The organism is Extensimonas vulgaris, assembly GCF_003337425.1.
GTDB lineage: Bacteria > Pseudomonadota > Gammaproteobacteria > Burkholderiales > Burkholderiaceae_C > Extensimonas > Extensimonas vulgaris.
This window is the reverse complement of the sequence record NZ_QPJU01000003.1, coordinates 138,203-150,377: the sequence shown is the minus strand read 5'-3', so window position 1 is coordinate 150,377 and position 12,175 is coordinate 138,203. Positions and strand designations below refer to the sequence as shown.

11 protein-coding genes and 1 tRNA gene are annotated in these 12,175 nt (G+C 59.8%); 4 read left to right on the top strand and 8 right to left on the bottom strand.

Going from position 1 to position 12,175, the window contains the following annotated elements; all coding sequences use genetic code 11:
* The first annotated feature begins 3 nt into the window (after positions 1 to 3).
* The gene (locus DFR45_RS06265) at positions 4 to 858 is read left to right on the top strand and encodes a glycosyltransferase family 2 protein (RefSeq protein WP_114482848.1); all 855 of its coding nucleotides are present in this window, start codon (positions 4 to 6) and stop codon (positions 856 to 858) included.
* Positions 859 to 896: 38 nt separating this feature from the next.
* Entirely contained in the window at positions 897 to 2,060 is a 1,164-nt protein-coding gene (locus DFR45_RS06260) for a glycosyltransferase family 4 protein (RefSeq protein ID WP_114483022.1), read from the top strand.
* Between the two features lie 24 nt (positions 2,061 to 2,084).
* On the opposite strand, the gene DFR45_RS06255 is transcribed toward DFR45_RS06260, so the two are convergent.
* The 6 genes from DFR45_RS06255 to DFR45_RS06230 are packed head-to-tail and all read right to left on the bottom strand — an operon-like array spanning position 2,085 to position 8,700.
* Complete coding sequence (locus DFR45_RS06255) at positions 2,085 to 3,197, bottom strand: glycosyltransferase family 4 protein (RefSeq protein WP_114482847.1); 1,113 nt, start codon at positions 3,195 to 3,197, stop codon at positions 2,085 to 2,087.
* Between the two features lie 4 nt (positions 3,198 to 3,201).
* On the bottom strand, positions 3,202 to 4,305 hold the full coding sequence (gene glf, locus DFR45_RS06250; RefSeq protein WP_241659286.1) for a UDP-galactopyranose mutase: 1,104 nt from the start codon (positions 4,303 to 4,305) through the stop codon (positions 3,202 to 3,204).
* Positions 4,290 to 5,210: a glycosyltransferase gene (locus tag DFR45_RS06245; protein ID WP_158636965.1), complete on the bottom strand. Its 921-nt coding sequence runs from the start codon at positions 5,208 to 5,210 to the stop codon at positions 4,290 to 4,292. The genes glf and DFR45_RS06245 overlap by 16 nt, the downstream gene beginning before the upstream one ends.
* 25 nt (positions 5,211 to 5,235) lie before the next feature.
* On the bottom strand, positions 5,236 to 6,255 hold the full coding sequence (locus DFR45_RS06240) for a glycosyltransferase family 2 protein (protein WP_114482844.1): 1,020 nt from the start codon (positions 6,253 to 6,255) through the stop codon (positions 5,236 to 5,238).
* Positions 6,252 to 6,980 carry an FkbM family methyltransferase gene (locus DFR45_RS06235; protein ID WP_114482843.1) on the bottom strand — a complete coding sequence of 243 codons (729 nt, stop codon included), beginning with the start codon at positions 6,978 to 6,980 and terminating at the stop codon, positions 6,252 to 6,254. The genes DFR45_RS06240 and DFR45_RS06235 overlap by 4 nt, the downstream gene beginning before the upstream one ends.
* A complete protein-coding gene (locus tag DFR45_RS06230) occupies positions 6,970 to 8,700 on the bottom strand; it encodes an ABC transporter ATP-binding protein (protein ID WP_114482842.1) in 1,731 nt (576 codons plus the stop codon). Before DFR45_RS06230 ends, DFR45_RS06235 begins: the two co-directional genes overlap by 11 nt.
* 146 nt (positions 8,701 to 8,846) lie before the next feature.
* Here DFR45_RS06230 and DFR45_RS06225 point away from each other — a divergent pair, with 146 nt between their 5' ends.
* Entirely contained in the window at positions 8,847 to 10,139 is a 1,293-nt protein-coding gene (locus DFR45_RS06225; protein WP_114482841.1) for a nucleotide sugar dehydrogenase, read from the top strand.
* A 163-nt stretch (positions 10,140 to 10,302) separates the two neighbouring features.
* Here DFR45_RS06225 and DFR45_RS06220 read toward each other — a convergent pair whose 3' ends face one another.
* Both DFR45_RS06220 and DFR45_RS06215 read right to left on the bottom strand, forming a co-directional pair.
* Positions 10,303 to 10,941: an outer membrane lipoprotein gene (locus DFR45_RS06220; RefSeq protein WP_114482840.1), complete on the bottom strand. Its 639-nt coding sequence runs from the start codon at positions 10,939 to 10,941 to the stop codon at positions 10,303 to 10,305.
* Positions 10,942 to 11,045: 104 nt separating this feature from the next.
* Positions 11,046 to 11,121, bottom strand: a tRNA-Arg gene (locus tag DFR45_RS06215).
* 135 nt (positions 11,122 to 11,256) lie between these two features.
* Here DFR45_RS06215 and DFR45_RS06210 point away from each other — a divergent pair.
* Positions 11,257 to 12,174: a hydroxymethylglutaryl-CoA lyase gene (locus DFR45_RS06210; protein WP_421781469.1), complete on the top strand. Its 918-nt coding sequence runs from the start codon at positions 11,257 to 11,259 to the stop codon at positions 12,172 to 12,174.
* The last annotated feature ends 1 nt before the right edge of the window (position 12,175 follow it).

Sequence of the window (12,175 nt, the reverse complement as noted above, 5' to 3'; positions counted from 1 at the left end):
GCCATGCCCCAGCTCTCCATCATCCTGCCCGCCAAAAACGAGTCCGCTGCCCTAAGCCCGCTGCTCGCGCGCCTGCGCGCGCACTACCCTGCTGCCGAGTGCATCGTGGTGGACGACGGCTCCACCGACAACACCGCCGCCATCGCCCGCGCCGCCGGTGCGCAAGTGCTCTCGCGCCCCTACAGCATGGGCAACGGCGCCGCCATCAAGGCCGGTGCGCGCGCCGCCACGGGCGATGTGCTCGTCTTCATGGACGCCGACGGCCAGCACGACCCGGCCGACATTGCGCGCCTGCTGGCCAAGCTGGATGAAGGCTACGACATGGCCGTGGGCGCGCGCGGCCAGGGCTCGCAGGCCAGCGTGGGGCGCGGCATGGCCAATGGCGTTTACAACCGCCTGGCCAGCTGGATGACGGGCCACCCGGTGCAAGACCTGACCAGCGGCTTTCGCGCCGTGCGCGCCGCCAAGTTCCGCGAATTTCTGTACCTGCTGCCCAACGGCTTTTCGTACCCCACCACCTGCACAATGGCGTTCTTTCGCAGCGCCTACCCCGTGGCCTACGTGCCCATCGTCGCCGCGCGGCGCATAGGCAAAAGCCACATCCGCCTCGTGCGCGACGGCGTGCGCTTTTTGCTCATCATCTTCAAAATCGCCACGCTGTATTCACCGCTCAAGCTGTTCTTTCCGGTGAGTGCGGGCTTTTTTCTGCTGGGGCTGGGCAATTATCTGCACACCTTTTTGACCGAACGCCGCTTTACCAACATGAGCGCACTGCTGCTTTCGGCCGCGGTGATCGTGTTTTTGATCGGCTTGATTTCAGAGCAGATTACCAACCTGACTTACAAGCGTGAGGGTTGATCCATCACGACCTGCGCTGCGCTGTGATGCCCAACGCCATGCCCCCGCAACCCCTGCCTGCGCGCACCCGCGTCCTGCTCGTGACGCGCAACTTTCCGCCGCTCCTGGGCGGCATGGAGCGGCTCAACTGGCATCTGGCGGCCGAGCTTGGCAAGCGCCACCCCATGCACGTGATCGCCCCCGCAGGTGCCGCCGCCCAGGCCCCCACGGGCGTCACGGTGGAAGAAGTGCCGCTCAAACCCCTGTGGCGCTTCGTGCTGGCCGCTGGCTGGCGCGCCTTTCGGGCCGCCCGGCGCGACCGCCCTGCCGTGGTGCTGGCCGGCAGCGGGCTGACGGCGCCGCTCGCCTGGCTGGCCGCGCGCTGTGCGGGTGCGCGCGCAGTGGCCTATGTGCATGGGCTGGACATCACCGTGCCGCATGCGCTGTACCGGCGCCTGTGGCTGCCTGCGCTTCGCCGCGTTGACGCCGTGATTGCCAACAGCCACGCCACAGCAGCACTGGCCGCGCAGGCGGGCATCGCCCCGCAGCGCATCCACATCGTGCACCCCGGCGTGCAGCTACCGCCCGCGTCGCCCGCCGCCCGGCCCACGCCCTCCGCTCACGCCTTTCGCGCCGCGCACGGGCTGGGCGATGCGCCGCTGCTGCTCTCGGTCGGGCGCCTGACGGCGCGCAAGGGGCTGCGCGAATTCGTCACCGAAGTGCTGCCGCGCATCGCTGCCGAGCGGCCCGATGTGCGCCTGCTGGTGATCGGCGATGCGCCCGCCAATGCCCTTTACGGCCAGGCGCAAACGCCCGCCGCCATCCAATCCGCCGCCGCGGTGGCCGGGGTGGCGCAGCATGTGATCTTCCTCGGCAAAGTATCGGAGGAGGAGCTTGCCGCCGCCTACCAGGCCGCACAGGTGCATGCCTTCCCGATCCGCGCGCTGCCCAACGACCCCGAAGGCTTCGGCATGGTGGCGATCGAAGCCGCAGTGCACGGCCTTCCGACGGTGGCCTACGCCGCGGGCGGCGTGGTGGATGCGGTGGCCCACGGCCAAAGCGGCTCTCTGGTGCCGCCCGGTGATGCCGCCGCCTTTGCCGATGCCGTCCTGCAGCTGCTTGCCAAGCCTTTGGACGAAGCGGGCATCCACGCGTTCGCCCGGGGTTTTGCGTGGGAGGCGTTCGGGGAGCGGGTGGAGCGGGTCTTAGGGGCCGGCACTTAGCCTTGCGCACGCTGCGGGCGTTTTCTACCGCTGGCCCAGTTTGCTCAATTTTGCATGGAGCCGGGCGACGAGGCCCGCCCAATCCTCGATAGGCACCGCAGGCACGGTGGGCGTGGTCAGCTGTGTGGTTATTTGCTGCGCAAGATGTGCGGCATCTGCTCCCCGAAAAAGACAAGAGGGATAGGATTCCAACAAACCGCCGATGGCCCCCACATCGCTCGCCACCACCGGAAGGGCGCAGGCCAACATTTCATACGCCTTTTGCGGAAAACAATAACGCCCAAAAGGCGTATCTGGCACGCACATAACGCCCACATCCAACGCGCAAAATAATTCTGCCACGCTGGCGTGCTGCAACTGGCCAAGATAATGCACCCGCTCGCCCTTTGGAATCGGCAAATCAGCGTCAATCGATCCAGCCAAAACCAAATGCACCTCGGGATGGCTGTGGGCAAGCAATTGCCACGCCGCATACAGAGTATCTATTCCCTTCATCCGGCTGAGCCCCCCCGCGGTGCCGATGAGCTTTGCGTGCAAGGGTAGCCCAAGATGCCTGCGACAGGCTTGCTGATCTCGTGGATGAAACACCGCCAAATCCACGCTGCTCGGCAATGCGAAAACGTCTCCGCGTGCACGGTAAACACTGCGCACGAAACGGGCCAGCGGCTCACTCGTCGTCGTCACCACATCGGCATTGCGCACCGCATGCCGCAGCGCGGGCACCATTCCAGGGATGCGCGCCTGGCCAAAACTCTCAAAATTGTCGTAGAGGTCGGCAACATAAGGCCGGCCAAGGCGTCGCGCCAGCCACCACCCCAAAACCACATGCGGAATATCCGAAGCCCCGATCACGATGTCAGGCGAAAAGCTCTGCAAGGCGCGCAGCAGGCGAGAAGGGTAGCGCACAGCCTGCGGCAAAATACCCGACCCGAGCGCGCGCGAATTCCAGCGCAAGCTGCCAGGACTTGCCTCATGCTCCAGCCGCTGCGCCAGGCCGCTTTTGTAATCAAGACAAAAAACCTCTACCGCATGCCCCAAACGGCTCAGCTGATAAGGGATTTCATACAAGCGCCCATATCGATCTGCCACTACATCTTTGTCCATGTAGCGGCGTTTGCACAAAAAGGCGATTTTCATTCAGTCATCCAATGATCTGCTTCGCCGCCGCCAAGGCAGCGCCCACCACCTGATCCATGTTGTAGTACTTATACTGGGCCAGCCGACCGACAAAAGTCACATTTTTTTCGCGCGCCGCCAAGGCTTCATAGCGCTGAAAAAGCGCCTCATTTTCAGCTCGCGGAATGGGATAATACGGATCGCCCTCGGCCTGAGGATATTCGCGCACGATAGACGTGCCACTGTGCTGCTGGCCTGTCATGTGCTTGAATTCGGTGATTCGGGTGTAGCCGAAATCATTGGGGTAGTTTACCGTCCCCACTTCTTGAAACCTCTGCACACCGGGCAAATGCGCGTGCTCGAAACGCAGCGAACGGTAGGGTAGCCGGCCGTAGCAATAGCGAAAATACGCATCGATAGGCCCGGTATAAACAAGGTGCGCCGGGCGCAAGGAATCGCGCACGTCTTCAAAATCCACGCCAAGCTCTACACAGATGTTGGGGTGGTCGAGCATGGCTTCGAACATTTTCGTGTAGCCATCCTTGGGCATGGCTTGAAAGGTGTCCGTGAAGTAACGATCATCCGTATTGGTGCGCACCGGAATGCGCGCCGCCACGCCCGCCTTGAGCTGCGAGGGCTCCAGCCCCCACTGCTTGCGCGTGTAGTTCAAAAAAAACTTTTCATACAAATCGCGACCGACGCTATTCAAGACCACATCTTCGCTGGTCAGTACCGGATCACGCGGCTCGCGAACGCGCTCCAAAAACACAGCAGCGCCAGCTTCATCCAGGTTTAATCCATAAAGCTGGTTCAGCGTATCGCGGTTGATAGGGAACGGATAGGTTTTACCGTCAAGAACGGCACGAACCCGGTGCTCATAAGGGCGCCATGCGGTAAAGCGAGACAAATATTCAAAAATACGCTCGCTGTTGGTATGAAAAATATGCGGGCCGTAGTTGTGAATCAATACACCGTGGGCATCATATTCGTCGTAGGCATTTCCAGCGATATGCGGCCGCTTGTCGATGACATGCACCCGCCGTCCGGCCTCGGCCAGTTCACGGGCGACGACACTGCCAGCGAAGCCGGCGCCGATGATGCATACCAATTCCATCACTTTATACCCCATTTAGTGTGCCGCTTACCTTTGATGCCAAGCAGTCCATCAAACATACCGGCACAAAAGGCATGAAGCTGCCGCAGCTTATTCGGCTCGCGCAGCAAAGCAGCAATGAGTCGGACGAACGACCCTGGAATTGTTTGCGTCACCAGCTTTAACCCGAAGTGTCTTCGCGCAATGAGCAGTCGGTTACGAGTGTCGTAATAGCGCTTCCATGGCGGCAATTCGAGGCCCGTCAACGTGTAGCCAAAGAATTGAATCTTATACGGCCTTGATTTTGGATGGTCTATGTGACTCAAGCCCGCAACGATAATGTCCGCACCGGCCTGCCGGGCCCGAACGCAATATTCGACATCATCAGCAGCTATGAAAAATCCGGCATCAGGTAGTCCAATTTTCTCTACCAAGCTTCGATGGATAAAAAAACCAAGAAATGGAAGCATTTGAACCTGAGCAGACGCCGGAATTTCTTGCACGTGATGTGTAGTGACTTTTCGCTCACCAAGCAAGGTCATCATCCACGAGGTCTCAGCGCCAGAAATTGCCAATGAACCATAGATGTTAGATGGATCTTTTGCAACCTTGAGAAGTTCTTCAAGCGCGTCCGAATGAGGTGCGGCATCATCATCCATTAGCCACATCCAATCGAAACCGGCACGCATCGCATGCTCCACGCCACATCCAAAACCGCCCGCCCCCCCGATGTTTTCGGACAGCCGTATCACTTGCACACCCCGGCGTTGCAAGCAGTCATTGTCGCACAATAACTCAGCCGTGCCATCAGTTGAAGCATTATCCACAATAAAGACTCTATCCGGCCTTCGCGATTGGCTTGTAAGCTTTCTCAAACAATGCGACAAGAGCTCTTTGCGATTATATGAAACGACGACAGCAGCAACACTTCCCTCACGCATTGAATTCATTGATTTTCACAGTCAATTAAAAGCGCCGAACATGCGCGACACGAAGAGCACGCCACGTCACCATGCGCCAACAATTATTTAGAAAACGCTTTGGAATCATTAGCCAGTCAATAAATATTGGCGTAATTCCAAAAAGACTCAGCTCACGATAAAGAGGAAATTGATTTACAATCTCCTTATCCAGCATCATCGATATTTTTTTAATTTTTGTCCAATAGATCGGTGACAAATAAAATGCTTTATGCGCACAGCGCCAAAGCCCCAGCGCTGCCGCCGATTCACGCAATAAAGTAGCCCGGCCTGATTCTCTTAATACTTTATTGGTCTCCAATATAGCTTCTGCGCTAACTTTTGTTGCCTCATTATTAACAAAAACATATGAAAGCCTATTTATATCCGAGTGCTGATACCACACACCAACAATTTCATCTATCGCCCGCCACGCTTGTTCCTGATCACGCGCCACACGATGCAGCCAATCCACATCCTCGGCGTTATTTTTGCGCACATCCCAACGCAGGCATTTTATTGAACTCGCCTTATAAACATGTGCTAACGGCAACACAACCATACTCGCGGAAAGAAGATCACAATAAGGATCACTCTCCCCTATCTGTGGGCTCACACCATAACACGCCCCAGACTCGTCTAATATTTTTATCCGACCAGAGACGATCGACACACCACTCTCTAACGCCAATGCATATTGCTTAACAGTGAATTCAGGCAGCAAATAATCATCATCATCTAAAAATCTTACCAACAGGCCTTTTGCTGCATCCAATCCACAATTTCGCGCGTTGCTCACCCCGGAACTTTCAAGCCTTATAACACGAACTGTGCCATTAAAATTCAGGCAGGGCAACTGAAATGCAGAGGCGTCATTGCCATTCACCACAACAATGACTTCAACATCATAACCCGGAGCATCAGCAGAATTTATTGCCCGGGCCAACAAGTTTTGGCGCTTACCAGTTGTAGGAATAACCACCGAAACATGGGGACACGAAACGTCATTTCGATCTTCATCTTTCATATATAGTTAACTTTCCCCAGCCCTTTTTCCCTAAAAACAACCGTATGTACCAATTTTGACACTGGCTCATACCCAACGCCGAGAAGAAATTCACCAATATCAGTGTGCGCCAGCGACTGCAGGTCGCCCCCAAGCACCTCGACAAGCACATAATTTGGACGATATATCTCCCAGTTATTTGATCGCAATACATTCAAGTCCAATCCCTCTACATCAATACTCATAAAATCGATAAAGACATCAGAAGGCAAAAAACTATCCAGAACGGATTCAAGAGTCACTGCTCGAACGCAAAAAACATTATTTTCATTTCGGTGCTCACCAAGGACTCTACGCCTCGACTCGACAAGCTCCTTGTTTGCACTATTAAGCAATGGCTCCTTAAAGAGATGAAACTCTAAAGTCTCATTTTTATCGGATATAGCAATTTCCAAATTTATATCGCGAGGGCGCGTCAGTCGAAAAACACGCATACTCCCAGGCTGCGCATCTATATTTATGCCACGCCACCCACGCTTGTAAAAATAAAACGTATTCGAAAAACGCGACGGATGATGTGCACCTATATCCACATAGAACCCCCCCCGCTTTTCGTCAATATAACGCGCAAGCAAAATATCCTCCCCCTCTTGCGAATAACTTGCGCGAGCATACCTCCCCATATGGTGAAGCATTGCTCTGACGTAGACCAACATCCATTTTGGGATATATTTCTTAAGCGCCATGCCTACCAATCTCGTTAGAAATTAATATATTATTTGAAAAGTGCTTTATAGCCGATTCTTTGTGGGTAATGACAATTAAGGTCACATCGTTGAATGCATTTTGAATAGCACTATTGACGGCATCCCCTGTGTGACCATCCAACGCACTCGACGCCTCATCCATCAACAACACCGGCGGATCGCGATACAGCGCCCGCGCAATGCCTATGCGCTGGCGCTGCCCACCAGAAAGACGAATGCCGCGGTCGCCCACCAGGGTGTCATAGCCGTTCGGCAGCTCATTGACGATGAAGTCATGAATCTGCGCAACGCGCGCGGCACGTTCCACTGCTGCCATGTCGATGGCCTGCCGCGGCAGGCCAAAGGCGATGTTCTCGGCAACGCTCATGTCGGCCAGGTAGATATGCTGCGGCACGTAACCTATTGCGCGCTGCCAGGCCGGCAGGTTTTCAGCGGTGATGGGAACGCCGTCCACACTCAGCGTGCCGGCCTGCGGGGTGAGGATGCCGAGCAGAATGTCCATGAGCGTGCTTTTGCCCGCGCCGCTGCGCCCGACGATGCCCAGGCTGGTGCCGGCCGGGATGACGAGGTCAAAGTTCTCCAGAACGGGTTTGTCGGGCGTGGATGGATAGGCGTAGCGGATGCCCTGCAGGCGGATTTCGCGCTGCGGCACCAGGGGCGGCATGGGCGGCGGGGGTGAAGGCTGCGGCAGGGCGAGGTCGCGCGCCAGGTTGTCCAAGGCCGCAGACGCAAAGCGCAGGCGGGCAAAGCCGCGGTACATGATCTGCGCCGAGGGCAGCATGCGGTAGGCGGCAAAGCCGTACAGGCCGAGCGCTGGCAGCAGGTGGGCAATGTCGTCCGTGCGGCGCAGCAGGATGAGGGCGATGAGGATGAGGCCGGTGTAACCGGTGGCCTCGACCAGGTAGAGCGGTGATTGGTTTAGCGTCTCGTTGGCTGCCATGTGGCGCGAAAAAAGGCGCGAGGCGGCCTCGAACTTGGCGAGGTACGCCGGGGCCACGTGGTTGACTTGTACGTCTTTGATGCCGCCCAGCGCCTCGTTGCAGGCCTGGTAGCGCTGCGCGTCGGCGGCCTGGCGCTCGCGACCTATGCGCGCCAGGTGCTTGCGCGCCAAGCCGTAAATGCCGCCATAGAGCAGCCCGAGCACGGTAACGGTACAGGCGGCGGTGACGGGGTCGTAGTAAAAAATGAGCGCCACCATGGCGATCACCAGCACGCCCTGGGCCAGCAGTTGAGACAGGGGTTGAATGAGGTCGAACACCAGTTGATCGACTTCGGAGAGGACATTTTTGGCCAGCACCGAGGGGTTGCGCGTTAGAAAGAACTCATACGGCTGGTGCAAATAGCGCGAGAGCAGGCGCGTGCTGAGCGAATGCCGCTGCAGGTGCACAAAGCGGTTGAGTACGTGCAGGGTGAGTGTTTTGAAAAGCGATGAGCCCACCACCAGCACGATGGAAACCACGCCCAGCAGTTGGATGAAGGGGCGGTATTCACCAAAGCCGAGCCGTGTGTAGAGCGCATCGAGCCAGGGCAGCTCGTGGATGACGGCCGGCCGACTGAGCACGGACAGGAAGGGCATGATCGAAACCACGCCGGCGGTTTCGGCCAGCGCCATCAGAAACACGAGCAGCAGCATCCACCACGCCTTGCGCCGTTCTTCGGGGGTAAAAAGCTGCCAGATTTTTTTCGGTTGGGAAAGCATGCAAACTGGATGGCAACCTGGTGTGCTGCACGCGCAGCGCGTTAGCCCGGGGGTTGGAAGAGGATGTGACAGGTGAGGCAGCAAAGGGAGTGGAAAATCATACCCTTGAATCCGAGCCATGATTTTTGCCATTTTCCTGACCTTCTATGCCTCTCACCCCTTCGCCCCTCCCCACCTCCCCTCACATCGCCATCATCGGCCTCGGCTACGTGGGGCTGCCGCTGGCGGTGGCGTTTGGGCAGCACCATGCTACCGTGGGTTTTGACGTGAGCGCGGCGCGCATTGCGCAGTTGCAGCAGGGGCTGGATGCGAGCGCCGAGGTGGATGCGCAGGAGCTGGCGGCGGCGAGCCGCTTGCGCTTCAGCGCCGACGAGGCGGACTTGGCCGCGTGCAACGTGTTCATCGTGGCCGTGCCTACGCCGGTGGACGCGGCGCGGCGGCCTGACCTGGGGCCGCTGGAGGCGGCCAGCGCGCTCGTGGGGCGGCATTTGCGCGCGGGCGGCCTGGTGATTTACGAGAGCACGGTGTACCCGGGCTGCACCGAAGAGGTGTGCGTGCCGGTGCTGGAGCGCGCCTCGGGCCTGCGCTTCAACGAGGGCTTTTTCGTAGGTTACAGCCCCGAGCGCGTCAACCCGGGCGACCGGCAGCGGCGGCTTGCGGACGTGGTCAAGGTGACTTCGGGCTCGACGCCCGAGTGCGCGGCGTATGTGGACGCTTTGTACCGCCAGATCATCCGCGCAGGCACGCACCCGGTGGGCTTGCTGCGCGTGGCCGAGGCGGCGAAGGTGATAGAGAACATCCAGCGCGACGTGAACATTGCACTGGTCAACGAGCTGGCGATTTTGTTCGAGCGCCTGGGGCTGGATTCGCGCGAGGTGCTGGACGCGGCGGGCACGAAGTGGAACTTTCTGCCCTTTCGCCCCGGCTTGGTGGGCGGGCACTGCATCGGCGTGGACCCGTATTACCTGACATACAAGGCGCAGCAGCTGGGCTACCACCCCGAGATGATCCTGGCCGGACGGCGCATCAACGACGGCATGGGCGAGCACGTGGCGATGCGCGTGCTGCGGCTGCTGTCGCGGCGCGGCTTTGCCCCGCGTGGCGCGCGCGTGCTGGTGCTGGGCATGACCTTCAAGGAGGACTGCCCGGACATTCGCAACACCAAGGTGGTGGACATCGTGCGCACGCTGCGCGATTTTGGCGCCCAGGTGCAGGTGCACGACCCGGTGGCCGATGCGCCGCAGGTGCTGCAAGAGTATGGCGAGCCGCTGGCCCGCACGCTGCCCGCGGGGCCGTGGGACGCGCTGGTGCTGGCGGTGGCGCACGCGCCGTTTTGCCGCATGGCGCCGGCGCAGATCAAGCAGCTGCTGGCGCCAGGCGGGGTGGTGTTCGACGTGAAGTCCGTGTGGCCGCGCGACTGTGTGGATGAGCGGCTGTAGTGTAGTGTTCGATGCTTGATGCGACCAATAAAACCGATGGATTTTTGGTCTGGACAAGGCGCAAAACACAGCGATACCGGGTGGTATCGCGAGGATTTGCAACGCGGCCCAGGCCGAAAAGACGCGGTTTTATGTCGCAGATAGCGTCGAACACTGCACTGGCTCAAGGCCGGGCGATGCTGTTGTTCTCGGTGCGGCGCACGGTTTCGCCTACGCGAAAGCCTGGGTCGCTTTCGAATTCGTAAACGGCGCTGCCGCTGTGGGGGAATTCCACAGTAACGGCCCAGACGGTGTGGGTTTTGACCTTTTTTTCGATCTCACGGCCCGCGTAAGCGCCGCCGGCAGCTCCTGCAACGGTAGCAAGTTTGCGGCCCGTGCCGCTGCCGACCTGGTTGCCCAGCAAGGCGCCGGCCACCCCGCCGGCGACGAGGCCGACGGCACTGCCTTCGCCTTCTTTTTGAACCTGCCGCACTGCGATGACTTTGCCGCAGTCCGCGCAGGCGGGCTGGGCGGCGGCGCTGGATTTGGCTGGTGCACTGACGCCTGTGCGCGCCTTGGCCTCGGCCAGCGCCTGGTCGTAAGCGGCTTTGGCGTCGCGCTTGCACTGCATGCGGCCTTCGGCGGTGGGCTCGCTGGCGCAGAGTTTCAAATCCTGGTCGTAGCGGGCCTTGGCTGCCTTGCTGTCGGCGGCGTATTGCGCCTTGGGCGACAAGGGGGTGCTGGGGGCGGCAGTTTGCGCCTGGGCAAGCGGCGCCAGGGCAAAAAGGACGGCGGCGATGGGGGCGAGGTGTTGGCTGCGCATGGGTTTCCTTCAGTGTGGTGAAGTGGGCAAGACAAAGGTCATCAGATGAAACGCCGCGATGGACGTTTGCGACGACAGACGACCGCCTTTTGTATGGCGCAATGTGGTGCGGCTGGCGGGGATCGAACCCACGACCCTTGGCTTCGGAGGCCAATACTCTATCCACTGAGCTACAGCCGCGAACGGGCAATTGTCGCAGAAACGGCGGTGTGGTCAGACGCGCTGGCCGGCGGTATTTTGCAATCGGCGAAAATGACGACCCAAACGACCGCGCAGCCGATCTTTCACCCCTCCGAACAGCCGTAAATGTCTCCTATGCCCACCGCCTCCTACCCCTCCCGCGTGAAGCTCGTCGATGTCGGGCCGCGCGACGGCCTGCAAAATGAAAAATCGCCCGTGCCCGCCGCGGTCAAGATCGCCCTCGTGCACCGCCTGCAAGACGCGGGCCTGCGCGAGATCGAGGTGACCAGCTTCGTGAGCCCCAAGTGGGTGCCGCAGATGGCCGACAACGCCGAGGTCATGGCGGGCATACAGCGCAAGCCCGGCGTGCGCTATTCGGTGCTCACGCCCAACCTCAAGGGCTTCGAGGCGGCGCGCGCGAGCCGGCCCGATGAAGTCGTGGTCTTTGGCGCGGCGAGCGAAGCCTTCAGCCAGAAGAACATCAACTGCAGCATCGCCGAGAGCATCGAGCGCTTTGCTCCGGTCGTGGAAGCAGCGCGCGCTGCCGGCATCTACGTGCGCGGGGCGATTTCCTGCGCCGTGGGCTGCCCCTACGAGGGCGAGGTGGCGCCCGAGCGCGTGGCCTACGTGGCCCAGCTGATGAAGCAGATCGGCGTGCAGCATGTGGGCGTGGCCGACACCATCGGTGTGGGCACGCCGCTCAAGGTGCAGCGCGCAATCGAGGCGGCGCTGCAGCACTACGCGCTCGACGACGTGTCGGGCCACTTTCATGACACCTATGGCCAGGCGCTCGCGAACACGCTGGCGGCGCTCGAGCTCGGCGTGTGGCAGTTCGACACTTCGGTGGCGGGCCTGGGCGGCTGCCCCTACGCCAAGGGCGCGACCGGCAACGTGGCCACCGAGGACGTGGTTTATATGCTGCACGGCATGGGCATAGAAACGGGCATCAACCTCGACAAGCTCATCGACGCGGGTGTGTATATCAGCGACTTTCTGGGCCGCAAGACGCAGTCGCGCGCGGCCACGGCGATTCTGAACAAGCGTGCGGGGTGAG

Coding starts and splice junctions, on each gene's coding strand:
- DFR45_RS06265 (WP_114482848.1), top strand. CDS start 4: ATGCCCCAGCTCTCCATCATCCTGCCCGCCAAAAACGAGTCCGCTGCC.
- DFR45_RS06260 (WP_114483022.1), top strand. CDS start 897: ATGCCCCCGCAACCCCTGCCTGCGCGCACCCGCGTCCTGCTCGTGACG.
- DFR45_RS06230 (WP_114482842.1), bottom strand. CDS start 8,700: ATGCTTTCCCAACCGAAAAAAATCTGGCAGCTTTTTACCCCCGAAGAA.
- DFR45_RS06255 (WP_114482847.1), bottom strand. CDS start 3,197: ATGAAAATCGCCTTTTTGTGCAAACGCCGCTACATGGACAAAGATGTA.
- DFR45_RS06225 (WP_114482841.1), top strand. CDS start 8,847: ATGCCTCTCACCCCTTCGCCCCTCCCCACCTCCCCTCACATCGCCATC.
- DFR45_RS06220 (WP_114482840.1), bottom strand. CDS start 10,941: ATGCGCAGCCAACACCTCGCCCCCATCGCCGCCGTCCTTTTTGCCCTG.
- DFR45_RS06235 (WP_114482843.1), bottom strand. CDS start 6,980: ATGGCGCTTAAGAAATATATCCCAAAATGGATGTTGGTCTACGTCAGA.
- glf (WP_241659286.1), bottom strand. CDS start 4,305: ATGGGGTATAAAGTGATGGAATTGGTATGCATCATCGGCGCCGGCTTC.
- DFR45_RS06245 (WP_158636965.1), bottom strand. CDS start 5,210: ATGCGTGAGGGAAGTGTTGCTGCTGTCGTCGTTTCATATAATCGCAAA.
- DFR45_RS06240 (WP_114482844.1), bottom strand. CDS start 6,255: ATGAAAGATGAAGATCGAAATGACGTTTCGTGTCCCCATGTTTCGGTG.
- DFR45_RS06210 (WP_421781469.1), top strand. CDS start 11,257: ATGCCCACCGCCTCCTACCCCTCCCGCGTGAAGCTCGTCGATGTCGGG.